The organism is Cytophagales bacterium (assembly GCA_019456305.1).
Classification (GTDB): Bacteria; Bacteroidota; Bacteroidia; order Cytophagales; family VRUD01; genus VRUD01.
In genome coordinates, this window is sequence record VRUD01000037.1 from 15659 (window position 1) to 40314 (window position 24656).

Annotated in this window: 20 protein-coding genes; 8 read left to right on the forward strand and 12 right to left on the reverse strand. The window is 36.5% G+C overall.

All coding sequences use genetic code 11. The features are described 5' to 3' along the window. Positions 1 to 121 precede the first annotated feature (121 nt). The 6 genes from FVQ77_09445 to FVQ77_09470 all read right to left on the reverse strand — a co-directional run bounded on the left by FVQ77_09445 (position 122) and on the right by FVQ77_09470 (position 6792). On the reverse strand, positions 122 to 1027 hold the full coding sequence (locus FVQ77_09445) for a hypothetical protein (GenBank protein ID MBW8050546.1): 906 nt from the start codon (positions 1025 to 1027) through the stop codon (positions 122 to 124). A 68-nt stretch (positions 1028 to 1095) separates the two neighbouring features. Continuing rightward, entirely contained in the window at positions 1096 to 4491 is a 3396-nt protein-coding gene (locus FVQ77_09450) for an ATP-binding cassette domain-containing protein (GenBank protein ID MBW8050547.1), read from the reverse strand. Between the two features lie 68 nt (positions 4492 to 4559). After that, a complete protein-coding gene (locus FVQ77_09455; GenBank protein MBW8050548.1) occupies positions 4560 to 4934 on the reverse strand; it encodes a DUF1987 domain-containing protein in 375 nt (124 codons plus the stop codon). A gap of 127 nt (positions 4935 to 5061) precedes the next feature. Continuing rightward, on the reverse strand, positions 5062 to 5574 hold the full coding sequence (locus tag FVQ77_09460) for a hypothetical protein (protein MBW8050549.1): 513 nt from the start codon (positions 5572 to 5574) through the stop codon (positions 5062 to 5064). Positions 5575 to 5668: 94 nt separating this feature from the next. Next, the gene (locus FVQ77_09465; protein MBW8050550.1) at positions 5669 to 6184 is read right to left on the reverse strand and encodes a hypothetical protein; all 516 of its coding nucleotides are present in this window, start codon (positions 6182 to 6184) and stop codon (positions 5669 to 5671) included. A gap of 71 nt (positions 6185 to 6255) precedes the next feature. After that, the gene (locus FVQ77_09470; GenBank protein MBW8050551.1) at positions 6256 to 6792 is read right to left on the reverse strand and encodes a hypothetical protein; all 537 of its coding nucleotides are present in this window, start codon (positions 6790 to 6792) and stop codon (positions 6256 to 6258) included. Positions 6793 to 7455: 663 nt separating this feature from the next. Between FVQ77_09470 and FVQ77_09475 the strand changes: the two genes are divergently transcribed. From FVQ77_09475 to FVQ77_09485, 3 genes are all read left to right on the forward strand, one after another. Further along, positions 7456 to 8703 (forward strand): long-chain fatty acid transporter, encoded by a 1248-nt coding sequence (locus FVQ77_09475; GenBank protein MBW8050552.1) that lies wholly within the window; start codon positions 7456 to 7458, stop codon positions 8701 to 8703. A gap of 109 nt (positions 8704 to 8812) precedes the next feature. Next, complete coding sequence (locus FVQ77_09480; GenBank protein ID MBW8050553.1) at positions 8813 to 10339, forward strand: PKD domain-containing protein; 1527 nt, start codon at positions 8813 to 8815, stop codon at positions 10337 to 10339. A gap of 311 nt (positions 10340 to 10650) precedes the next feature. Next, positions 10651 to 12438, forward strand: a complete 1788-nt coding sequence (locus FVQ77_09485) for a PKD domain-containing protein (GenBank protein ID MBW8050554.1) — start codon at positions 10651 to 10653, stop codon at positions 12436 to 12438. A gap of 189 nt (positions 12439 to 12627) precedes the next feature. Here the strand turns inward: FVQ77_09485 and FVQ77_09490 are convergent, their stop codons facing one another. Both FVQ77_09490 and FVQ77_09495 read right to left on the reverse strand, forming a co-directional pair. After that, positions 12628 to 14028, reverse strand: coding sequence for an SGNH/GDSL hydrolase family protein (locus tag FVQ77_09490; GenBank protein ID MBW8050555.1), 1401 nt, complete (start codon positions 14026 to 14028; stop codon positions 12628 to 12630). A gap of 98 nt (positions 14029 to 14126) precedes the next feature. Then, a complete protein-coding gene (locus FVQ77_09495) occupies positions 14127 to 15494 on the reverse strand; it encodes a hypothetical protein (protein MBW8050556.1) in 1368 nt (455 codons plus the stop codon). 534 nt (positions 15495 to 16028) lie between these two features. On the opposite strand from FVQ77_09495, the gene FVQ77_09500 reads away from it, so the two are divergent. The 5 genes from FVQ77_09500 to FVQ77_09520 all read left to right on the forward strand — a co-directional run bounded on the left by FVQ77_09500 (position 16029) and on the right by FVQ77_09520 (position 21655). Beyond that, positions 16029 to 17444 (forward strand): peptidoglycan DD-metalloendopeptidase family protein, encoded by a 1416-nt coding sequence (locus tag FVQ77_09500; protein MBW8050557.1) that lies wholly within the window; start codon positions 16029 to 16031, stop codon positions 17442 to 17444. Positions 17445 to 17543: 99 nt separating this feature from the next. Further along, positions 17544 to 17972 (forward strand): nucleoside-diphosphate kinase, encoded by a 429-nt coding sequence (locus FVQ77_09505; GenBank protein ID MBW8050558.1) that lies wholly within the window; start codon positions 17544 to 17546, stop codon positions 17970 to 17972. Positions 17973 to 18147: 175 nt separating this feature from the next. Continuing rightward, complete coding sequence (locus tag FVQ77_09510; GenBank protein MBW8050559.1) at positions 18148 to 18381, forward strand: hypothetical protein; 234 nt, start codon at positions 18148 to 18150, stop codon at positions 18379 to 18381. Then, positions 18371 to 18778, forward strand: coding sequence for a hypothetical protein (locus FVQ77_09515; protein MBW8050560.1), 408 nt, complete (start codon positions 18371 to 18373; stop codon positions 18776 to 18778). The genes FVQ77_09510 and FVQ77_09515 overlap by 11 nt, the downstream gene beginning before the upstream one ends. 441 nt (positions 18779 to 19219) lie before the next feature. Next, entirely contained in the window at positions 19220 to 21655 is a 2436-nt protein-coding gene (locus FVQ77_09520; protein ID MBW8050561.1) for a T9SS type A sorting domain-containing protein, read from the forward strand. Here FVQ77_09520 and FVQ77_09525 read toward each other — a convergent pair. From FVQ77_09525 to FVQ77_09540, 4 genes are all read right to left on the reverse strand, one after another. Next, positions 21652 to 22011, reverse strand: a complete 360-nt coding sequence (locus tag FVQ77_09525) for a HigA family addiction module antidote protein (GenBank protein MBW8050562.1) — start codon at positions 22009 to 22011, stop codon at positions 21652 to 21654. The genes FVQ77_09520 and FVQ77_09525 overlap by 4 nt on opposite strands. Continuing rightward, complete coding sequence (locus FVQ77_09530; protein MBW8050563.1) at positions 22001 to 22288, reverse strand: hypothetical protein; 288 nt, start codon at positions 22286 to 22288, stop codon at positions 22001 to 22003. Before FVQ77_09530 ends, FVQ77_09525 begins: the two co-directional genes overlap by 11 nt. 67 nt (positions 22289 to 22355) lie before the next feature. Next, the gene (locus tag FVQ77_09535) at positions 22356 to 23441 is read right to left on the reverse strand and encodes a flippase-like domain-containing protein (GenBank protein ID MBW8050564.1); all 1086 of its coding nucleotides are present in this window, start codon (positions 23439 to 23441) and stop codon (positions 22356 to 22358) included. 189 nt (positions 23442 to 23630) lie between these two features. Continuing rightward, positions 23631 to 24389, reverse strand: a complete 759-nt coding sequence (locus FVQ77_09540) for a chromosome segregation protein ScpA (protein MBW8050565.1) — start codon at positions 24387 to 24389, stop codon at positions 23631 to 23633. Positions 24390 to 24656: the final 267 nt, after the last annotated feature.

The window sequence follows — 24656 nt, forward strand, 5'->3', positions numbered from 1 at the left end:
TTCTAAATATTTTTATACGGCTAATATTAATTACGGGGCAAATATATTTTATTAAGAATTAAAAAACAATTTTTTTATAAACTTTTTTTTAAAAAAAAAGTTTATTGACCAATTTCCTGATTTAGTTTGTCAAATTTCTACGAATAGATTCAACTTCAACTGCAATTTCAGAAAGTAATTCCTGAGTAATAATTATTGTACTTGAGCTATGATCCTCTACAATTAACATACCATCAATCTCTTTAAAAGTTGGCGCTTCATAAGTATATTCTATCTCTACCTGTTTGTAAAGTTTTTTAAGATTTTCAAGATTGTTCCTCAATTTTTGAATATTATGATCATTTTTATAAACACCCAACACAATCATGATCTGGGCAAGCGTTACTTTTTGCTCACCTATTCTTTCTGATAGCTGCTTATGCCCTTGCTCATCTATATTGAGTTTATCAATTTGCGCTGCTATATGCAATGCTTCCAGCCAACTGCCTGTAAGTATTGAAATAGTGATACTGCTGCGATTTTGTTCACGCAAAGAATGATACATATCTTCAAAATTAGAGGTGGTAATATATAATAATGAATCCAGATTCCCACCCATAGTTGTGAGTTGTTTTAAGGTCTTAAAATCAAGATAATGACCAACTCTCAGATCATCGGCAAGCTCTTTAACACAATTCAAATACAGCAGTGCATCCTGGTTTTGTTCATATAGATTAATATATCCCAAATCTGCGCCATAGATACCCAGGTTGATAGCTTTTTTAAAATTCGTATTATAATTTTTAATATTTTCTGTTGGGTTCAATATATTTTTAGAATAGTTGGCGCCAAGACCCTGAATAAGGGAGGTCATTTCTAAAGGAGGCGGTATCGATTCAATCACCATTTCTACCTGATCAGGTAATATTTCAATGACTTGTCGGAAGATCAGCGAAGAGTCTTGGTCAAAATCGTGTTGATTATTTGTTGTATCAGCGTTACAACCAATCAAAAATAAAAGTACGAAGGATACAGTAATATTTTTCATATATAAATAATTTATGGGCATCTCTAAAAACTACACCATACATGTAGTTTTTAGAGATGCCCTTATTGCTATGTTTTCAGCCTGCCTGGCTTGAATTTCTCCAAAAAGTCCAATACCCATTTTAAGGCGTCAAAATATAGGGTAATGTACAATATAATTGACATTATCCAGATAATAGTGATATTAAAATACAGCGTATCAAAGAGTGTGCCTAAAAATCGTTTATTTGGTGCATAAAAATGGGTTCGAAAGTCTAATTTACTCCGATTTATATCAGGTTCTAAATATATTGGCTCAAACTTTTGCAATAGCTCGCCATCATATTCTATTATCCTGTGTTTTGTCCTGCGGTTTTTAACCATTTCTTCGAGCTCTTCATTAAAATAAGACAGCTTTAATTGCCTGAATCGTTGTTCTTTTTCAGGTGTATCCTGAAGTTTATTTAAAAAAATATCTTCCCGGAAATCAGCCCTGCTGAATTCACCAATATAATATGCTTTGAGCCTGACAAGATAGTTTGATAAGCTGTCTGCAATTTGCAGGTTAAAATTATTAATATCAAGTTTGTCAAGGTATTTAAATTGAATTGTACGGGATTTTAAATTTATTTTTGACAGTTCCCTTTTTAATAATTGAAGATTTTTGGTTATAATCTCTTTAGATGAAGGGAAAGGGGATGGCAAAGTCCTCCCGGGTACTCGGGAGGGATTTAGGGGGGCTTTCATTAAATTGATACATTCAGTTGCTCTTTTTTTCAATTCAGGAACATACCACCCTTGTTTAAAATCCGCAGCACTTACTTTTTTCTCAACATCATATAATCTTGCCTTACCTAATCTCTGATTTTCGTATCTGTTATTCTTAAACTGATGCACAGCAAGCGCTTCAAATGCCCATCTGGAAGTCATTATGTCAGCTATTATGGGTACGTGAGCTTTGCTGCCAATATAGTGGTTTAATTTATCAAAATTAAAAATAGCACCGCTTAATATCATTTGTGGTATCAGCAGGATTGGTATTAATATGTATATGGTTACTGCCGAATTAAAAGACGCTGAAATATTCAAACCAAGCACATTGGCAAAACAAGAGCATGAAAAAAGTACAGCCCAATAGGCTATCGTCATACCTTGTATATTAAGTATTAAATTTCCGACAACAACATAACTTAATGTTTGGATTGCAGAAAGAAAAAACAGAATAGTAATCTTTGAAAACAGATAGCTTGTTTTGCTTAAATTTAGAAAGGCTTCTCGTTTTAATATCTTTCTGTCTCTGATAATTTCTTCAGCGCTCACTGTAAGCCCCATAAAAAGTGCAACGATTATGCTCATAAAAAGGTAGGCAGGGAGATTTTCATTTTGCCCGAAATAATATATTCCAGATTTAGGATCTTCTATATACCATATAATTCCAGCCAGTAATAATGCTAAGACAGGCGCCTCCAGGAAATTTATTAACAAATACTGTATGTTGCTTACTTTTGTAAGAAAATCCCTGATCGTAAAAATGAACGTTTGTTTGATCCTGGATGGTAAATTCAGGGAACTGGGCAGAGCCTCCTTAACTGGTTTTACTTGCTGAGGCTTAATATTTCCCCTGTAATAGTCATTCCACTGGAGCGGATCAATCTTCCTTACTTCTGTAAAATTACCATATTCATCTACTACCTTCGCTTCTATGATATTAAAGAGTTGTTCGGGATTAACGTTGCCGCATTCAGTACATTGGTCCTTTTCACTATTAATTTGATTGGTTATTTTTTTGAAGTATATGATAGCTTCTACCGGGTTGCCATAATAGATAGGATAACCGCCAATATCCATGATCAGCATTTTATCAAACATCTTGTATATATCAGAGGAAGGTTGGTGGATCACTACAAAAATAAGCTTGTTTTTTAATGTTAATTCTTTAAGCAGATCCATTATATTCTCAGCATCACGCGAAGATAATCCAGTGGTAGGTTCATCAACAAACATCAGTGACGGCTCCCTGATCAGTTCCAGGGCAATGTTTAGTCGTTTCCTTTGTCCGCCACTGATCAATTTATTTAGCACATTGCCAACTTTAATATCTTTGATCTCTGATAATCCCAGGCTCTTCAGTGTATTTAAGACTAAATCTTTAATTTGTTTGGTGGGTAAATTATCAAAACAAAGCTTTGCATTGTAATAGAGGTTTTGAAATACAGTGAGTTCTTCAAACAGGATATCGTCTTGTGAAATATAACCTATTACACCTTCTATTTTATCTTTTTCAGTATGAATGTTAACGCTATTTATAGAAATTTCACCATTTGATGGCTTTTCTATTCCGGTTAATATATTAAACAGTGTTGTTTTGCCTGCCCCACTGGCTCCCATAATGCCAATGAGTTTCCCTGCCCCTTCCGATAAATTTACATTGCGTATTCCGATATTACCATTTGGAAAATTATAATGAATCTTTTTAGCACTAAACGATATGTTCGCTGATTTTTCATCTTTTAGATAGTGGCTAACAATATCACTGTAAAAAACAGGACCTGCTTTGGGCAGCTTAATCGTACTTCCATTGGCAAATAAATATATCCGGCCGGCGCCTATAACCAGGCCGTTCAAAAGAATATCATCTTTGCCCAAATACTTCACAAAGTACAGATCTACACTTTCAACCTTTAAAAATGATATTGTACCATCCAGATATTCTAAAAAGATATGTTTTGTAGCCCCCCTAACAGCCCCCCTTCCGTCCCCCCAAAGGGGGGAGACTTTGCCAACCCCTTTCCCTTTGGGAAGCGTGGTGGGAAAGTCCCCCCTTTGGGGAGGACGATGTCCAGTGGACATCGGGCCAGCATTGCGGGAGGCAGGGGGGCTGTTAGGGTTGGCAGGCAGGCCATCTAAAATAAGGATGTTTTGGTTAGAAATGTCGCTAATATCATCATTTAAAATAAAGATTTCTATTGCTTTGTATTCTTCTTTGGGTATATTAAATACAGAAGAGACCGTATCAATGATCTGCATTCTTTGGGTAGTAATATTTGCGTCTGACTTAACAAGTTCAAAAAGTCTGACTAATACAACTACCTTTTGTTTCTGGTCTAAAGTTTTGTTGATTTTTTTACAGATAGAGAGGGTTTTAAGCGAGTCTTTTACAGTGGTAAGCTTTATTCCGAGCCCCGCCATAGGCGGGGAGGAGTCTCCTTTTGAAATGGTAGGCCCTTTACTAGAAGAAGGGACTATATGCAGTTCCGGAGTAGTTGCCCGGTTCTTTTCGGGTATTCCTTCACTACGCCCGGGACTGGTTTTGTCATACTCAGAAAATTCGTCATATAGTATCAGATATTCTAATACAGAGGTCCGGTCTACTAACTGTTTGAGGAAATCTTCAACGTAGCTCCTTTCTTTTTGGGTAACACCGCCATCTTGTTTTGTAATGATGGCAAATAGTTGCATTAAAGCACGAAGTATCTCCTCGCTCATGGCTCATAGCGCATAGCGCATAGCGCATAGCGCATGGCGTTTTTCGCTATGCGCCATGAGCTATGCGCTTAGTACGTTTTATAGGTAAATGGAATTTCTATCAATTCTGCAAACTCTTCACCTGCTTCCTGCATATCTTCATCGTCCGATTGGGAATACCATATCACCGTGGCCTGTGTGCCATTATCATGAAGATCTTCAAGCTTGGTAAGCAGGTCTAAAATTAGTTTGGAAGAGGATGTATTAAAGTATTCTAATTTAAAAATAATGTTTGTTTTAGTATTAGGTTTTTTACTATAACTATCAAGCCAGTCCAGCGCAGTTTGATAAAATTCTGCTGCATCTTCCGGCAGAGACCTTCCTGATAATTCCAAAATACCGCTATCGGCATTAAATATTATTGCAGGAGTATCTTCTGTAAGGTCAAGTTTTAAATCTTCCATATGTTAATAAAGTGAATTGCAAATATATGAATGAATACTAATGATGCAAATAAAAAATAAAGAATTAAACACTAAAAAATAGTTAGATCGTATTTTTCATTTGAATTATTAGTATCGGGCATTTATATCATTTTTCTTTTGAAATAAGGCTGCGTAAAGAAAAAAAGGTAACATTATCTTTAACCTCCTGAAAATTGAATCGAAGTTTTTGACCTGATCTTCTTGCCATGTCAATCAATCCAAGACCCGCGCCTCCTTTGGGCGATCTTTTTCCTTTTAACATAATTTCTTTGTATAATTCTTTTAATCCTTCTTTATCCAGGGCATTTATTTTTTCCAGTTTAGACCTTAATGAATCTACATGGTCCTTTAACATAAAGTTGCCTGACAAAATTGTATAATGATCATCTTGCATGCCGATCATAAAAATAGCATACTTGAGAGTATTAACATTTTCTTCTTCGTAACAGTGCCTGCAAATATTTTGCAGACATTCTACCATTATATTAAATACCTTTCGTTTTATTGACAATTGTTCACCAAAATAAGTAAGGTTCCTTTCGGTTAACATTAAAACTGACTTAACAATTTCTTGTGAAAATTCTCCTTCATAGACAAGATATAAATTTTCTGAAAGCATCTTTTGGTGCATTTCGTAAATATATTTTAAATATTTTTTGTTTTTGTTGATATTGTTCAGTTTCTGCATAATCCAAATTAAATTAGCATCGGTTTTATTCGTCTTTTATTTTCCTTGCCTGCAATGCAAAATAAGAAATCTCATCATTAATCTTTTCAAAATTATATTCCAGCTTTTGATCCGATTTTCTGGCTATATCAATAAGGCCTAACCCCGGTGTTGCTTTGTTTGTAATTCTTTTCGCCTTTCTAAGAAGGTCTTGATAAAATGCTTTTAGCCCCGCTTTGTCAAGATTGTTTATTTTATCTAATCTTGATTTTAGTGAATCAATCTTACTGTTCTTAATAAAATTACCGGATGAAATAACATATTCCCCATTATCTCTGCCAATTATAAAAATGCCGGTTTTGGGGTATTTAATATTTTCTCGTCTATCTGCATGCTTACAAATATTTTGCAGGCATTCAACCATAATATTAAATACCTTTCTTTTGGTGTTCTCCTGCTCCCCAAAGTATTCCATGTTTCTTTCAGCCATTTCCAGGACCGATCTTGTTATTTCCTGAGAAAATTCACCTTCATATAATAACAGAAGGTTCTTAGAACGCATCTCGTTGTGCAGATCGTAAATATATTGTAGTTGCTCGTTGGTATTACCCTTGCTCATAATGATCAAAATATTTAGCGCATAGCCCCGAGTACTCGGGGTTGATCGCTATGCGCTTTGCTTTTTTTAGTTTGTAATGAAAAATAAGAAAGCTGATCATTCACACGATCAAAACTGGTTTCAAGTTTTTGACCCGATTTTCTGGCTATATCAATAAGACCTAATCCCGAGGGAAGTTTTTTAGTTTCTTTTGCTTTTGAAAGCATATCTCTATGCAATGCTTTTAGTCCGGACTCGTCAAGATCGTTTATTTGATCTAATACGGATTTTAGCTGTTCAATCTTATTTTTCTTAATAAAATTGCCCGATGCAATTAAATAGGCTTTGTCACCTTTCCCAATAATAAAAATACTTGATTTAGTACCCTCATCTTCATCTGCGTGTAAAGAAATATTTTGCAAACATTCAACCATGATATTAAATACCTTTCTTTTAAGAGATGTCCCCTCACCAAAATAATTCATGCTCACTTCAGCCATCTCCAGCACAGATTTTGTCATTTCCTGTGAAAATTCACCTTCATATACCAAAAGAATATCTCTTGAGAGCATCTCATTGTGTAGCTTGTAGATGTATTTTAGTTGACTATTGTTACCAGCTTTTCCCATTTACTCGCAAAAGTAAAATTTTATGTCTTTAATTCCAAGATTATGTCATTTTTTTTTTAAATTGCCTGCGAAGTTATAAATTTGTAACTAATCAGTCGGCAGTCGGCAGTCCACAGTCAGCAAAAAAGAAAATGACAATCAAACCATTATAACAATATGGCAACTGGATTTAGAAACTTAACTTAATCAGTCGGCAGTCGGCAGTCAACAGTCGGTCCCGAGTACTCGGGATGAACTGCCGACTGATTTCAATGAACGATCAGAAGAAATAGGACGATTACTTAATCACATGATTCGAAATCCTGAAAAGTATAAATAGAGAAAAGTCGGCAATCTACAGTCCCCAGTCGGCAAAAAACAATTGCCGATTGTGGACTGCCGACTGCCGACTGCTGACTGCAGACTACCAACTGCCGACTGCTGACTGCCGACTACCGACTGCCGACTACCGGCTGCCGACTGCCGACTGCCGACTGCCGACTGCCGACTGCTGACTGCCGACTGCCGACTGCTGACTGCCGACTGCTGACTGCCGACTGCCGACTGCTGACTGCCGACTGCCGATTGTGGACTGCCGACTGATTAGTTACATAAATTTTAATTCACATGAAAAAAATAACCCTTATATTTATCAGTTTTATTATTGCCTACTGTCTACTGCCTACTGTCTACTGTTTTTCAGGTGGTTTCCAGGTAAACCTTCAGGGACAAAAGCAAACCGGTATGGGACACACAGGTACGGGTTTGGTTTTAGGTGCAAGCAGTAGTTTTTTTAATCCAGGCGCTTTTTCGTTTGTTAACAGAAATCACATTGCAGTTGGCGGTAGCTTTATTTTCCCACGCACCGTATATCTTGAGCCGTATCCCGGTAATTACACTACTGAAACTGTACATGCTGTTGGTACTCCATTTACATTTTATAGCTCTTTTCGTACTAAACCCGAAAAAAAATGGAATGCAGGACTGGCTGTCTATACCCCCTTTGGCAGTGGAATAAAATATGAAGATGATTGGAAGGGACAATTCATACTGCGCGAAATGTCATTAAAAACAATATATATTCAACCCACCTTTGGTTACCAGGTCAATGATAGGCTGGGAATAGGCATCGGATACGTTTATGGATTTGGAAACCTCCTTCTGAGAAAAGCAATTCGAACTCAGGATATGAATGGTAACTATGGGGAAGGAAAATTAACCGGCAAAGCCTCAGGGCATGGTTTTAATGCCGGTATATTTTATAAAGCAACCGATAGATTAACGATAGGCCTGAGTTATCGCTCTTCCGTGAAAGTGAAATTAAAAAATGGAAAAGCAAACTTTACTGTACCATTATTTTTGAAGGACTCTATACCCAGCACTACTTTTTCGACCAGTATAAAACTTCCTCAGGGTTTTAATTTTGGTATAGGCTACAAATTAACTGAGAAAACCACACTTGCTTTTGATATTAATTATGTTGGCTGGAGTTCTTACGATACGTTATCGTTTGATTTCAAGGAAAATACCAGCAAACTTGAAGATATTAATTCCCCCCGAAAGTACAAGGATGCTTTCATTTTTCGCCTTGGAGGTGAACACCAGTTAAATGAAAATATTATAGTCAGAGCTGGAATTTATTATGACCCAACGCCTGTTCAGGACGGATATATCACTCCCGAGACGCCTGATTCAGACAAATTGGGGATTACCGCAGGAGCCAGCTATAAAATAGCTGATAAATTTAATATTGACATTTCGCTGCTATTCTTAGAAGGAAGAAAAAGAACCGATACCAACCTGGAAACAGGATTCGGAGGGACGTGGAAAAGCAGGGCTGTGATACCGGGGATTGGGTTGGAGTATATTTTTTAATTAACCGGTTTTTTTATCTTTTTTTGCACGGATAATTTTTTTTATTACCTTTGTAGCTTAAAAAAGTTATACCTTCTTAAATATTTTAACTCTTTAACCTTTAAACATTATGAACCGATCTATTTTACTCCTCGTAATTACAACGCTCATTTATTGTGACTATTTGTATGCCCAGCTTGGTTGCAGTGGCGGAAGATACCTGAATGAGATATTTCCAACTGTTACTACAACCAGCAATATTTTGTATGGCAATAATACTAATCTGTCAGGCAGTCCTGAAGACCTGTTTCTTGATGTTTACGAACCGGCAGGTGACACGGTGAGTATGCGTCCTCTGATTATTTTAGCTCATGGAGGCAGTTTCACTAGTGGAGATAAAGCTGATGGATGCATAGTCGATATGTGCAAGAATTTTACAAAATTGGGCTATGTAACAGCTTCAATAGATTACAGGTTAGGGATGGCATGTATTCCATGCTGCTTTTGCTGCCCGGATTCGGTTGATGCGACAGAATCGGTTATGAGAGCTTTCCATGACGCCAAAGCAGCCGTCAGGTTTTTTAGAAAAGACTTTGTATTAAGCGGCAATACCTATAGAATTGACACCAGCCTGATATTCTTTGGCGGGCAATCTGCAGGGGCATTTATGGCTATCCAGCTTGCTTATCTTGATGAGGTCAGCGAAATACCATCCTATATAGATACTACTAAAGCGGGGTTAGGTGGCGGTGTAGAAGGTAACAGTGGTAACCCCGGTTACTCTTCTAAAGTTAAAGCGATCATCAATATCAGCGGAGCAATAGGAGATACTGCCTGGATGAAAACCGGTGATACACCCATGATAAGCTTTCATGGCGACCAGGACGGTACAGTGCCTTATGCTACTGACTGGATAGGAGTATTGTTTTGTAACAACATTATTATAGTTGATGGGAGCTCTACCATGAATCTTAAAGCTAACGCAATAGGTATAGATAATTGCTTTAAACCCTACTGGGGTGCAGGCCACGTACCCGAATGCGGCAATGCAGCTTATATGGACTCCACTGTGACCTATACAAAACACTTTTTATTGCAGTTTGTTTGCAACAGTCCTTCTATATGTAGTTACATATTACCTGCTTGTGCTGCTTCTTTTGCTGGTTTTACTGTTATTACCTCTAACCTGACGGCAAATTTTACCGATAATTCTTCCTCTACTGGTATTACTAGCTGGTCGTGGGATTTTGACGATGGAAGCCCTGTGGATAATACTCAAAACCCAACGCATACTTATGGTGCTGACGGCATTTATGTCGTTTGTTTGATCGTTACCGATAGTTGTGGCGCTGATACTATCTGCCAGGATGTAACACTCACTAATGTAGGTGTTACCCCCGGGTACCCGGGGCTGACTCTTGGATCTGTAAAGCTTTTTCCAACTCCTGCAGTAAATGAATTAAATATTGTAACCACACTTCCCCAACAGGTTATATTCAATATTTATAATGTTATAGGGCTACAGATAAAAAGTGTAATAATTAACGGTACTAAAAAGATAAGCACTGCTGAACTGTACACAGGGATGTATATTTATCAAATTGCTGATAGAAATGGTGTTGTGTTAAGCAGGGGTAAATTTAATGTTGTAAAATAATTAACTTTTTTTTCATTTTATTTTTGATTTGTTTCGTTTATGCATTATATTTGAGTCCACTCTAAAAAGTCTTTTTTGCCACAAAAGCACAAAAACACAAAATCCCACTAAAAATTAACTAATTGATTTTCAGGGTTTTGTGGGATTTAGTGCTTTGGTGTTTTAGTGGCATTTTTATTTTTTGGACTTATTAGAGTGGACTCATTAATTAAAATCTAAGAAAATATTTCAAATTCTCAAATTATTTTTCCTATATTTGCGTCTTGAACTTTTTAAACCTTTTAACCATAAAACTTATAAACTTAAAGATCATGAACAAAAAATCACTCATCGCATCAATAGCGGTTCTTATTGGTGTGATATTTTTCGCTGGATTCGCAAATGCCCAGGTGTGTGTGCCTGATCCTCAATTTACACAACCTGGTATCTATCCGGATAGTGCAACAGGGGTATACCAGGCAACTGTTGGTGAGTGTTATGAGCAGGTATTAACTGTTGTAGTTCCACTTGACACTACCGATCCAAGTGGGTTCTGTAGCTGTGGAGTAGATATTGATAGCATTGGATTAAATGGGCCTGGTATAGGAGGCTTACCCCCTGGCCTGAGCTATACATGTAGTACGCCTAGTTGTTATTGGCAAGGAGGATCAAACGGATGTGTTTTGATTTCCGGCACTCCAACTGATACAGGTGATTTTTATATCACAGCTTATATTAGGGCGAAGGTCGTATGTAATATAATGTTAATTTTTTGTACTCCTTTTGATACAGCATCTTATGATACAATAGATTATTATCATATTGTTGTAAATCCTGCTCCTGTAGCGTTTGATGATACAGTTACTACCGATCAAGACGTTTCTGTTGTAATAGATGTACAAAGTAATGATATAGGAGGAGACCCATTAGTAACTACTATTTTAACTGGACCAGCCAACGGTATCGCAGATACATTGAATGGTGACAGCATAGGTTACACACCCAATCTCGGTTTTATCGGGGCAGATAGTATAGTTTATATGATCTGCAATAATGGAAGCCCAACATTGTGCCCTCCACCTGTATGTGATACAGCAGTAGTGAATATTACTGTACAGCCTGTTTGCTCTGCTACTATTGCAAATTTTATATTCATCACCTCCAACCTCACTGCTGATTTTACCGATTCTTCAGCAGGCGCTGATCTGAACTGGGCTTGGGATTTCGGGGATGGCAGCCCTGTGAATAATACTCAAAACCCAACACATACTTATACCGCAGACAGCGCTTATACTGTTTGTTTGATCGTTACCGATAGTTGTGGCGCTGATACTATCTGCCAGAACGTAACAGTCAGTTGCCCTGTTCCCACTGCTGGTTTTTCATTCACCACTTCTAACCTGACTGCTTCTTTTATAGATGCGTCATCAGGGGCTGTGAGCTGGGCTTGGGATTTTGGGGATGGAACAGGCACATCCACTGCTCAAGACACAACATATACCTATTCAACGGATAGTACTTATAATGTTTGTTTAACAGTTACCAATAGCTGTGGTAATATTGATACATTATGCGATAGTGTAACGGTAGCAAGTGGTTTCTGTTCTCCACCTGTGGCTAATTTTACATTCACCGATAACAACCTAACGGTTAATTTTACAGACGCATCAACAGGCGCTGATTTGAGCTGGACATGGGACTTTGGGGATGGTAGTATAGATAGTACTACTCAAAACCCAACACATATATACACTGCCGACAACACTTATAATGTTTGCTTAACCGTTACAGATAGCTGTGGAAGTGACTCTACTTGTAAGAACGTTACGGTGACGGATACAACCACAGGTATTTCCCCCGGGCACGCAGGGCTGGCTTTGGGATCTGTCAAGGTATATCCAAACCCTGCAAATGATCTGTTAATTGTTGAAATAAATGATCTGAATAATAGTAGTTACGATGTTGAATTATACGATCATATGGGAAGGTTGGTAAGAAATTATCAGGATCAATCATCTGGTAAGCTGAAGATCAACAGGAAGAATCTCAATACCGGGTTGTATTTTTTGAGAGTAAAAACTGCCCAAGGAATTTATTCCAATAAGATTGTATTTGAATAATATAAAAAAACTATAAAAAAGCCCTTCAAATAAAACTGTCATTCCGAGTGCAGGGACGCCAGTGTGCGGGGGCAAACGAGGAATCCCCAGAATAACAGCAGTACCTTTTTCGGGAGATTCCTCGTTCGCTCTAACCTCATTCCCACACCTGCACTCGGAATGACAGTTTTATTTGAAGGGCTTTTTTCTTTACGGAAACCTGATCCCTGAACATTCAGAACAATTCACCGTAGGGATCACCGCATTATATTTTTGATTAATTGCCTTTATAAACTCATTGGCAATCAACGCATAACCTTTCTGGTTGGGATGAAAGCCGTCTAAACTGAAAAAACCGCCACTGACAAATTCTGCATTATAATCTACACCATCCCATTTTATACCTGATTTTACTGATTCAAAATAAGCGTGCATGTCAACCAGTGCCAGGTCATATTCACTGGCTTTTTGAGCTATCACCTGGTTATATGCATCTATGGCATGTCTGATAATGTGTATTTCGTATTGATCCAGCACATACCTGTCGTGTATTGGTGTGAGGATCAGACCATAGAAATAACATTTCATAGAGTCAAGCGGCACATTCAACAAAATATGCTCGCCTTCAATCAACTGTCTAATACCAACAGGGCCAGTTATATTTGCATCCATTATGAAAAAAGGATTGAACCCTTCGTGATAATGAACAAGGTCAAAGGTTTCCCAGGGCTTATTTAATTCAGTTGCCTGACTATCTGTAAGTACAGCAGCATTATAAGGAATAAGTGTATAAAAAGGGAAACTTTCAAAATCAGGAATATTGGCAATTACACCTTTTGCTCCATTCGTAGTTAATAAGGCAAGTATTGAATCTATATTAGCCCGAAATGAAGATGAGTCAGGGATGTTGGCATTATATCCTCCATTTCGTACATAATTATAGATTTCTTCTAACCCCAGCCAAAGTATTAAAAAAGTAGGATTTTGTGGGATGGCATCTGTAAGGACGGTTGAAATTCCCGAATTACTCGCAAAACGATGATAATAAAGATTTCCTCCTGACGAAAAGTCGTTTCCGAATAAAGGGTCAAACAAATCCTCTGTTCTTGCGAAGGGAACAGCTAAATTTTGGAGATAACCACCTGCAACCTTTTGTAAATAAAATGATGCCTGGCTAATACCGAGAGTATCTTTTAATGGAGAAAGTCCTCCCCTTCCCCAGCAGTCAATAATATTATCATTATCTATATCATAAGGAATTGAATCTTTATAACCAAGGTTACTGCTGGATACAAAATCACTTTCCCAGGGTTTGCTGTTTAATCCCAGACCCGAATTATCCGGCATATATGGTTGATTAAAAGCGCCTCCACCCACCAATTCAAATTGCTCTGCCAATAATGCAGGAATTGAATACCGCTGTCCATCATAATACAATGCACCATCCTGATATCCTGCCAGATAACTATCACCAAGGGCAATGGTTCGTTCAAAATTTGCTTCCCCGGGATCTGGCTCCGGGATATCCAATTTAGGCGTACAGGTGATACAAAGCAGGCAGTAAACAGTTGGCAGTATACAGTTGGTTAAAATTGAAAATGGATTTTTCATTGATACTAATAATAAAATGCTAATATACGAATTAATACTAATCCCGCCTTTGGCGGGACTAATACACCGATGCCAATCCCGCACATAAATTTAATTAATTATAGAATTTTTTTTCTAAATTCTAAAATTTTTTCATAAATCATCCATCCAAAAACTACTATATACTCTGCCATGATCAAATAAAAATTTTCCTGGTAAGGTATTGTTAGATAAGTAATGTAAGTAAGAGGGATCAGCGCTGACCAAATAATTGCAAAACGATATTTTGAAAAAACCGATAATGCTACCAAAGTGGTAATATACCAGGGATGAACGGTGGTAGCCAACAAGAAATAACAAGTTAACACCCACAATATTGTTTGTGGCAATTTCTTTCCAGGTTTACTAAACTTTGCAGATAGAGAAGGTATCTTCTCAAAATAAGTGATAAAGCCAATTAAGACTGCTGTTGTTGCTGCAAGTGCAATTCCAGCCTGAATAATGATATTATACCCAACAATTTGATAACCTATCCATCGAACGATATAATAAATGCTGGCATTAAACTCAAACTTTTGAAAATAAAGGGAAAAACTTGAAAGAAGATTTGTGAGATGTGAAATTGAGAAAAATGGAATAAAAAGAATCAGCACACAAGATGCTACGATCAAATAATAGAAAATACTTTTTTTGAACCCCAGCCTTTTCAGCAGGAGAGGGAGAAAAATTAAAGGCAGCAGTTTGACTCCTATTGCTATTGCAAAACTAATAGCAGAACCAGCCTCCTTGTATCTTCCTTTGATAAGTTGGGAAGTTGATTGAGCTCTGGCCAGCAAATAAACAGCAAGCAGCAAAAAAAATATCATGACCGCTTCGAAATGCAGGTTTCCAACAAGTTCTATGATCACCAGGGGATTCAATGCATATAACAGAACAGCTTTTTGTGGTATCTGGAAAGTTTTCATAAGTTTATTCAACAAAAAAATGCTGCCGGCTTCTGCCAGTAATATAAAAAGACGCATTACTACTACACTCCCTAATATGCTTTCCGGAAATAACTTACAAGCTGTATAAAAAATGAATTGGCAGACAGGGGGATAAATGGAATAATAATCTGGTGAGTTTAGATGATCGTATAAATCCTTATTAATTCCATGTTGTAAATAATCTGTTGGTAAAAAAGCAAAAGGATTTTCCCCATTTGTCATCAACCTGCCATCCCAAATAAAACGATAAAAGTCATCTGACAGATTAGGCAATACAAATAAAAGGGAAATTCTAAAAAGGATTGCTGCTAAAATACCGGTCTTATAATCAAACGTATCTGATTTTTTACTAAGCAAATAAGCATAACTAAGAAAAAGAAAGCTATAAAGAATAAAGACCTGGTAAAAATTTGTTCTATCAGTAAAATAACTCAGACAAATGTATCCGGTCAAGGAAGCTAAACAGGCGGTATAATGGTGAAGTTTTTTTGAAATATTCATGTATATAAGTCGGCAGTATCCAGTCGGCAGTCAGCAGTCCACAGTCGGCAATCGGCAGTCCACAATCGGCAGTCGGCAGTCAGCAGTCCATAGTCCACAGCCGGCAATTGTTTTTTGCCGACTGGGGACTGTAGATTGCCGACTTTTCTCTATTTATACTTTTTAGGATTTTGAATCATGTGATTTAGTAATTGTCCAATTTCTTCTGATCGTTATTTTCTTTTTTGCCGACTGCCGACTGATTTTTTGCCGACTGTGGACTGCCAACTGCCGACTTTATCAATTTTGCCTTTTTGCCGATTGCCGACTGCCGACTGCCGATTTTATCAATTTCGTGTACATTTATAGAGCTAAGATACAGTTTACCCCGCACATAAATTTTTTGATATGTTATTTTTATTTTTTAATCTCGCCCAGAATTTATGTGCCCCGCACCCCGAGTACTCGGGGTGCGGGGTGTGCGTGGTTTAACACGCTACATTAAACTAAAGCCATGCAACCAACTTCAAACTTTCATCGTATTTGTATAATTTAATGAAAATCAGCTATATTTGCCCCAAAAGTAAATTGTTTGTTCGGGGTAAACAACACAATACGTTAATTTTGAAGAAGATATTAAAAACTAAAAAGGGTAAATATGGCATGGTTTTCCTGGCATGCCTTATTGTTCCGGTTGCTTTAATATTTGTAGAGATAAGCAATTCTGTTTTTCGTAATCTGAAAATTATGGAGAACAGCGGGAAGAGCGATACCAAACCCGTTTATTACGCTGGTTTTATACCGGAAAAAAGAGTAGAATTCGGCATTATATTAGATTCCTTTCTTGTTTTCAAAGATAAAATTAAAGCCAATGAAAACCTTGCCGGGATACTTTCAAGATTCAATGTAGATTATTCACTCATTGACAAATTAGTAAAAAAGTCCAAAAATATTTTTAATGTCCGGAAAATCAGAACTGGCAAGCCTTATACGGTACTTTATTCTAAAGACTCATCCTGTTCAGCTAAATACTTTATCTATGAGCAAAGTCCCACTGATTACGTGGTTTGTGATCTTAGAGATACTTTGAACGTTTACAAGGAACAAAAGGATGTTGAAGTGAAAATTCAAACAGCCTCGGGTATTATCCACGCTTCTCTTTACGAGACCATGATTGACAATGAGATCAATCCGTTATTAGCAATAGAATTATCAGAAATTTATGCATGGGCTATTGACTTTTACAGGATACAGAAAGAAGATAAGTTTAAAGTAATCTATGAAGAAAAATTTGTGGACGGACGTTCTATCGGGTTTGGTAAAATCCTGGCAGCATATTTTAATCATGCCGGTAAAGATTTTTATGCCTTTTATTTTACACCTGCCTGCCCGCAAGACAATAAAGACAGCATCGGGGATTATTTTGACGAATGTGGAAGTAGTTTAAGGAAAGCGTTATTAAAATCGCCTCTTAAATATTCCAGGATAACCTCAAGATATACTCACAGAAGATTTCATCCAATCCTGAAAAGGTACAAGCCACATTATGGAATAGACTATGCTGCAGCAACGGGTACTCCAATCAGATCGGTAGGTGATGGGATAGTACTTGAGGCAAGGTATAAGAAAGGTAACGGTAACTATGTAAAGATCAGGCATAACAGTGTTTATACCACCCAGTATTTACACATGTCAAAGAGAGCTAAGGGTATAAGACCAGGGGTTTGGGTAAACCAAGGCCAGGTGATCGGGTATGTAGGAAGCACAGGACTGGCAACAGGTCCGCATCTTTGTTACAGATTCTGGAAACATGGCCGGCAGGTTAATCCTTTAAAGGTAGAAATACCACCCTCAAAACCAGTCAAACATGAATACCGGGAAGAATATTATCAAAATATAAACGAAATAATCAGGGAATTGAATGTGATTGAATATCAAAAAAAATGGTTAAAAACAGTTAATAGCGGTTAATAATAATGGTTAATAACGGTTAAAAGCAGTTAATAACGGTTAATATCGGTTACTTTTTCATATTTTAACTGCTATTAACTGTTTGAAACATAGGTATATATGCCCGGAAATATTACATTTACAATGATCAAACCTGACGCTGTTGCAGACGTACATTCAGGCGCTATTATAAAGATGATAGAGGATGCAGGATTTGAAATTATTGCTATGAAAATGACCAGGTTGAGTGGTGAAAGTGCAGGCCAGTTTTATGAAGTACATAAAGAAAAGCCATTTTACGAAAGTTTGGTCAAATATATGTCATCCGGGAAGATCATTGCTATGACGCTCAGGAAAGAAAATGCGGTGGAAGATTTTCGGAAATTTATAGGGGCTACCAACCCTGCTGAAGCTACAGAAGGTACAATAAGAAAATTATTTGGAAAATCAATTGAAGCCAATGCAGTGCATGGGTCTGACTCGGATGAAAATGCTGAGAAAGAAGCGGGGTTTTTCTTTTCAGAAAAAAATAATTATATTTGTATCTGAAATAAAAATATAAATCAAAATTATACAACTTTAAATATTTTACTGATATGAATTCAATTTCTGATTATTCACCAGAAACAGTTACTGCTATGGAATTGTTAGAAAGCATTCCACCGGCAAAACGTAAATACATTAATTAACAAGAAATTAATTATAAAATAAATATCTTTATCCTATGAAATCACAAGAGAAAAAAATTACCACTCCATCAAAAGAATATCTTTGGCTTTGTGACCACCCTGAAGAAGAAGCTAAATATGAAGGTGAATGGATTGCAGTAGTCGTTGATAAGATTGTGGCACATGGGAAAAATTTACAAAAAGTAAGGGAAAAGGCTTATACTATTGGTGAGAGCCCTTATTTTGCTTATGTAGTTGAAGAAGCTGAATGGATTTTTTATGTCAGTTGAATATAAATACAAAAAAGGGATAATTCCTGGCTCGAAAAAGTACCGACCGTTTGCTGATGTCGGTTTAAATATCGAAAATAAAATTGAAATCTATCAATTTTTGATAGATTCAGGGGCCGATAGAACTATTATCAATTATCAATTAGGAGCGCTGCTTGGATTTTCTGTGAAAAGAAATGAAAAATCTATTCAGATTGTAGGGATAGGAGGTTTTACACATGGCTATATAAGACCAATTAAATTATTAATCTCGGGTAGAAAAATTAATCTAAAAGTTACTTGGATTCATTCTGATAAAGTTCCCTTATTGCTGGGACAAGATGTATTCGATTATTTTAAAATTACTTTTATTAAAAGTAAGAAGAAAATTATATTTGTGTCTGAAAACAAATATTAAACTATGACTCACCTAAAATAAAAACAAAACAAAAAAGTTGCGTTGCTGACGTTTCTCTGACAATAACTACAAGAAAATATATAAAAAAATAATGTGAACCTATAAATTATTTCGTTTGGTTCTTATTCGTTTTTTATATAATTTCGTGTAGTTTTAACTAAACAAGAAAAATATAAAGTAAAAAGAAAAAAACATAACAAAAAAGTTGCGTTACTAACGTTTCTCTTCTGAAAAACTACCAAATCTTTAGACCGAGAGAAATAGCTTAGGAAACGCACCCAGCAGGGTGTGTTACTTATTGCTAATTTCAATTCGGTCGAGGTGCTTGGTAGTACCTTCAGAAGTTGAAATAAAAGCAGAGGTTCACGCCCTTTTTTGTTGCCTGAAATTAATTGAACATCAACCCGCCTTTTGAACCCCGAGGCAACAAATTTTTTAATCATGAAAAAGCAAAATATTAATTTTATGGTTTCAAAAGCAGTATTTACACTGCTTATCTCTGGTTCATTATTGATTATTCAATTTTCAATAATCAATAATCAATTAAAAGCCCAATGCAACACCTGGACGCAAAAAGCGGATTTTGGTAGTACGGAAAGATTCGGTGCAGTTGGCTTTTCTATTGACAACAAAGGTTATATTGGAACTGGAAAAGATGGTGACTCGTTAAGATCAGACTTCTGGGAATATGACACGGTTAGTAACACCTGGGCACAAAAAGCAAACTTTGGGGGAATAGCAAGAAGATATGCTGTTGGATTTTCAATAGACTCCAAAGGATATATTGGGACAGGATTGGATGTAGGAACAAGTTATTTACAAGACTTTTGGGAATATGACCCTGTTGGCAACGCTTGGACGCAAAAAGCTGACTTTGGTGGTACGGCCAGGCATTTAGCAGCCGGCTTTTCTATTGGTAGCAAAGGATTTATAGGTACAGGATATGATGGAGATTCCTTAAGATCTGACTTTTGGCAATATGATCCAATTAGTAACTCCTGGATACAAAAAGCGAAATTTGGAGGGACTGCAAGATTTCTTGCTACTGGTTTTTCTATAGGTAACAAAGGATATATTGGAACTGGCGGTGATAGTCTTGGTCCTACCCAAGACTTTTGGGAATATGATTTAGTAAACAACACCTGGACACAAAAAGCTGACTTTGGTGGTACGGCAAGAACAGGTCCAGTTGGATTTTCTATTGGCAGTAAAGGATATATTGGGACTGGACGTAGTACTTTTTACAACAAAGACTTTTGGGAATTTGATCCGGGTAGCAATACTTGGACGCAAAAGGCATCTTTAGGTGCAAATGCAGGAAAAGAATATGCAGTTGGTTTTTCTATTGGTGGCAAAGGGTATATAGGCACAGGATATAATGGCGCTGTTGGAAGAAAAGACTTCTGGGAATACATCCCTGATTTAATAGCCAATGCCGGTAAAGATACTTCTGTATTATGTTATGATAGTATAATCATAGGTGGTTTTCCAACAGCTTCGGGTGTCTTTAGTGATTATACATATAGTTGGTCACCTTCGGAAGGTTTAAACGACTCAACTTTGGCCAACCCAACAAGTGCTCTTCCACCTGATACTATAATTTATTTCGTAACAGTAACTGATTCCAACGGTTGTACGGTAAAAGATTCAGTTACGGTCACAGTAAATCCCTTCAACGTAATCGCAACAGCAAACAACCCTACTATTACTTGCGGAGATACCACTACATTGAATGCAACTTTCAACAGCTCCGCTTCTTATTCATGGTCGCCTGTAACCGGATTAACCGATCCTAATGCACAAAATACAGTTGCTGCCCCCTCCCTCACCACCACTTATACAGTCACCGCCACTATACCGGGCTGCCCTTCTTCTTCCGATACGGTACCAGTGTATGTCCTGCAGGATTCCAATCAAATCTGCCTCATCACCGTAGACTCCACCTCCACCAAAAACGTCATCGTATGGGAAAAGCCCATATCAACAGTAATTGACAGCTTCAAAATCTACAGAGACATTGTCGGCACATACACCCATATCGGCAGTGTGGCATATGGAGATTTGAGTGTTTTTACTGATACTTCTTTAGGTATTGATCCAAACAACACTGCATACAGATACAAACTCTCAGTTTTGGATACCTGTGGCAACGAGAGCGTACTAAGTAATTTCCATAAAACCATCCACCTTATCATTACGTTAGATATTAATGATAATCCTGTGCTGCAATGGAATGATTACGGAGGTTTTGTATTCACATACTACAGGATACTAAGAGACAGCACAGGTCTTGGCGGTAGCTGGGAAGCTATTGATTCTGTATCTTTCGGGATCAATTCATATACAGACAATACTCCACCGCAAACGCCAAATGTTCTCTATGTGGTTGAGGTGGTGCCGCCAGATGTTTGCACTGCCACCCTGATGAAGTACCGAAAAGACTTCACAGGGGAGGCCCTGATGAAATACAAAGAAAATTTCACAGGGCAAGCCCTGAAAAAAGTGTTGGTATACAATTCAGCCAGGTCAAACGTGTCAAACAGGCTTACTACGGGATACAATCTTCAATCTTCAATTTTAAATTTTCAATTAAAAGCTTATCCCAACCCTTATACAGGTAAAACACAAATAACTTATTCATTAACCCAAAAAGCCAACTCCAGTTGGATAAAAAACAGATCCAACGGAGTAAATGTATCTTTAGAGGTACTTAATGTGCTGGGTGAGAAGGTGAAGGCAATAGTAAAGGAAAAGCAGAACTTAGGGAAGTATCAATATAGTTTTTCTGCTAAAGATTCAGGTTATGGTGAAGGAATGTATATTTTGAAATTAAGTGTAAATGAATATATTTATACGAAGAAATTGATAGAATTTTAAATATTTAGTGCAATAGCTTGTGATAAAGATTTTCTCTTCACTGAAGGTAGCCTGCTCTTTTTAAGACGATCCCTGTATTTTATCTTAATGCTATCAATCTCATATTGAACCTGGAGTCCCATCCAGAACTCTGCACTTATTTCAAAAACTGATTCAAGCTTAATAGCCAGTTCGGGTGTAACATATTGTTTCCCCTGAATTAATCCGTTTAAAAACTCTGGTAATACTCCCATTTTTTGAGCGATCTCTTTTTGCTTTAGGTTCCTGGCTTTAATCTCATCATTGATCAATTCGCCAGGATGGGTTGCGTTACCTGGCACTACATCATCGGTTAATTTTATACGCTTATTTTTCATAATGCTTAGATAATTTTAATATAACGATAGTTTCCTGTTCATAGACAAATTCAAGTCTGTATTGTTTGCTTACTTTCATTGAACTTCTATCCTCTCCTTTTAATTTTTTAATGTTAAGTCCTGTAATTTTCTTTAATTCATTAAGGTTTGGAGCTTTTCTAATATAAGTAACTACCTTTCTATATTGTTTAAGAACTGAATCCGAATACTTTGGCTTACCTTTTATATTACCTGTGAATAAATTAAATGGTTCTTCTGAGTCAAACGCCACATCCATAATAACGCAATATTAGATAAAAAGTTTAACTCATTTAGTGAATATTTATTATTTTTTCGCTTTGTTTTTAAAAAATTTTCACGGTTTTTTTTCTTTTAATAAAATACACCCTTCTTATCCATGGAGGTATAAAAATTGCGCCCAAAATAAGATAGGGATAATAAGTAAACATTCTCCATAAAAATGCCATTGCAAAGTTAAAGCCTCCAAGAAACTCCCCAAAGAATGCAGGAAATATAAATTCAGCTAATCCGCTTCCTCCGGGTGTGGGCAAAATAAGCATTACTATCCATAAAATAATATGACGAAAAAATACCAGGATGTGTTCTGAAAGATTTATGTCAAGAAATGCGGCTATTAAAAGATTGACCATTAAATATCGTACGGTCCATATAAAAATAGTTGAAAAAGATGCTCTTAGCCAATATACGAAGTCCTTCCCCCTTAGTTGTTTTGAAGCCAGAATTATTTCGTCACCGTGTTTAGCAGCATCTAATCTCCATTTTCTGAAAAATCTTATGTAGGTGGATTTTACAAGCAACCATTTAAAAGCCCTGGGACTGATAAACAGGCCCCACGACATTAAAATTGTATATACGGCAACTAACGAATAACTTAAATGAAAAAAAACTTTAACTCCCATATTTATTCTTACTATTGAGCCTAATATATTGATATCGAAATTTTCTATCCCGGCAAATATGTCTCCTTTTGTAAAAAAAAGAATAACGGGCAAAGAAATAATAAAGACAAGATTATCCAGAATGGCAGTGAGCATAGCATAGGCAAGCGATTTGCCCAGACTTATTCCTTCTTTTACTAATACATAAACAGCCACTGCGGTTCCTCCTACCACTGTAGGAGTTACTGCAGAACCAAATTCCCAAAGTAGAATTACATAAAAGCTGATTTTCCATGAAAAAACCTTATCGGTTATATACCTGATCCGGTAAATATATCCGATCCCTCTAAAAATAAAGAGCAAAAAACAGCCTAAAAGCAATAAAATACTTGTATTTTTAAAATAATTTAGATCATTGCTGTTGAACTCAAGGGAAAAGAAAAAAACCGTTACGGCAAGACCCAAGACTACGGGCAAAAGAATTTTACCCGGACTTAAAATTTTGCGTATTTTCTTTTGTTGTGACTGCATTTATAAACACAGATTACCCAGATTATGAACACAGATTATACAGATTTTTATATAATTATACATTAGTTATTTGGTATAGTTATAATCATAGTCATTATCTACTGTCTGCAATCTATTTCCAATATTTCCCTTATTCCCTACTGCTAACTCTACTGCGATATAAATATCGCGCTACAAATTGCATACTGACTACTGCTTACTGCTTACTGCCAACTTCTCCCCCCTGGCTATCCAAAAATTATTATAACCCATCCCTATATGAATTGCGATTTTATTGAGCTGAGAAAGTTCAAGAATAGCCAAAAAATTAAAGATAATTTCTATCCTGTCATTACAATCTTCAATAATTTCTATAAAAGATACTTTTTCTGATTTTTTTAAACGTGAGAGTAAATATTTTTTTTGGTCTTCAATGGTATAGGGGTATTGAACTACGCTATGTGTTGGTTTATTCTTTTCCAACTCATATCTTTTTGTTAGCTTGATGAATACTTTTAATAATTTATACAGGTCAAGGTCTTGTAGTTCAGCTTCAACATTGGTCTTTTCAGCAAGTGATTTAAGTTCAGAAAGGGCATTACCGCGTTTTTCTTTTAGCAATCTTTCCTGTTCAAAGGTTTCCAGCTCACTTGCTACAGATTTATATTTTTTAAATTCCAACAGGCGTTTAGCAAGCTCCTCTCTCGGATCAATTTCATTGCCCTCTTCATCAAGCGCTTTCCTGGGTAAGAGCATCCTGGCCTTAATACGCATTAACGTTGCAGCTACCAGGATAAATTCGCTCGCAACCTCTATATCCATTTCTTCGAGTTGTTGAATATATCCCAAGAAATCATCGGTTATCCGGGCAATTGGTATGTCATGAATATCAAGCTCATCTCTTTGAATAAAAAAGAGCAGCAGGTCAAATGGCCCTTCAAAAAGCGGAAGTTTTATTTCGAAACCCATAATCTTTAATTTTTATGAATATAAATTATCTATAATAATACCAGATGCTAATATACAAATTCATGCTAATTAAACGAATAACAGCCAATAAATAGGAGTGAATATTAGTATCATCCTTATTTATTCGTATATTTGCAACGGGTTGCCAAAGATATAATTTTTTTAAAAATATTTACTTGTTTATAAAAAAAATCACTGTTGTCCGATTAAATTTATAAACTAATAAAATTACTTCTAAAAATTATAAATTTACTCATCAGCATAGGA

Bases quoted from the DNA above. Each gene is read 5' to 3' on its own strand.
- FVQ77_09445 (MBW8050546.1), bottom strand. From the start codon at position 1,027: ATGAAAAATATTACTGTATCCTTCGTACTTTTATTTTTGATTGGTTGT.
- FVQ77_09450 (MBW8050547.1), bottom strand. From the start codon at position 4,491: ATGAGCGAGGAGATACTTCGTGCTTTAATGCAACTATTTGCCATCATT.
- FVQ77_09455 (MBW8050548.1), bottom strand. From the start codon at position 4,934: ATGGAAGATTTAAAACTTGACCTTACAGAAGATACTCCTGCAATAATA.
- FVQ77_09460 (MBW8050549.1), bottom strand. From the start codon at position 5,574: ATGCTTTCAGAAAATTTATATCTTGTCTATGAAGGAGAATTTTCACAA.
- FVQ77_09465 (MBW8050550.1), bottom strand. From the start codon at position 6,184: ATGCGTTCTAAGAACCTTCTGTTATTATATGAAGGTGAATTTTCTCAG.
- FVQ77_09470 (MBW8050551.1), bottom strand. From the start codon at position 6,792: ATGCTCTCAAGAGATATTCTTTTGGTATATGAAGGTGAATTTTCACAG.
- FVQ77_09475 (MBW8050552.1), top strand. From the start codon at position 7,456: ATGAAAAAAATAACCCTTATATTTATCAGTTTTATTATTGCCTACTGT.
- FVQ77_09480 (MBW8050553.1), top strand. From the start codon at position 8,813: ATGAACCGATCTATTTTACTCCTCGTAATTACAACGCTCATTTATTGT.
- FVQ77_09485 (MBW8050554.1), top strand. From the start codon at position 10,651: ATGAACAAAAAATCACTCATCGCATCAATAGCGGTTCTTATTGGTGTG.
- FVQ77_09490 (MBW8050555.1), bottom strand. From the start codon at position 14,028: ATGAAAAATCCATTTTCAATTTTAACCAACTGTATACTGCCAACTGTT.
- FVQ77_09495 (MBW8050556.1), bottom strand. From the start codon at position 15,494: ATGAATATTTCAAAAAAACTTCACCATTATACCGCCTGTTTAGCTTCC.
- FVQ77_09500 (MBW8050557.1), top strand. From the start codon at position 16,029: ATGAAAATCAGCTATATTTGCCCCAAAAGTAAATTGTTTGTTCGGGGT.
- FVQ77_09505 (MBW8050558.1), top strand. From the start codon at position 17,544: ATGCCCGGAAATATTACATTTACAATGATCAAACCTGACGCTGTTGCA.
- FVQ77_09510 (MBW8050559.1), top strand. From the start codon at position 18,148: ATGAAATCACAAGAGAAAAAAATTACCACTCCATCAAAAGAATATCTT.
- FVQ77_09515 (MBW8050560.1), top strand. From the start codon at position 18,371: ATGTCAGTTGAATATAAATACAAAAAAGGGATAATTCCTGGCTCGAAA.
- FVQ77_09520 (MBW8050561.1), top strand. From the start codon at position 19,220: ATGAAAAAGCAAAATATTAATTTTATGGTTTCAAAAGCAGTATTTACA.
- FVQ77_09525 (MBW8050562.1), bottom strand. From the start codon at position 22,011: ATGAAAAATAAGCGTATAAAATTAACCGATGATGTAGTGCCAGGTAAC.
- FVQ77_09530 (MBW8050563.1), bottom strand. From the start codon at position 22,288: ATGGATGTGGCGTTTGACTCAGAAGAACCATTTAATTTATTCACAGGT.
- FVQ77_09535 (MBW8050564.1), bottom strand. From the start codon at position 23,441: ATGCAGTCACAACAAAAGAAAATACGCAAAATTTTAAGTCCGGGTAAA.
- FVQ77_09540 (MBW8050565.1), bottom strand. From the start codon at position 24,389: ATGGGTTTCGAAATAAAACTTCCGCTTTTTGAAGGGCCATTTGACCTG.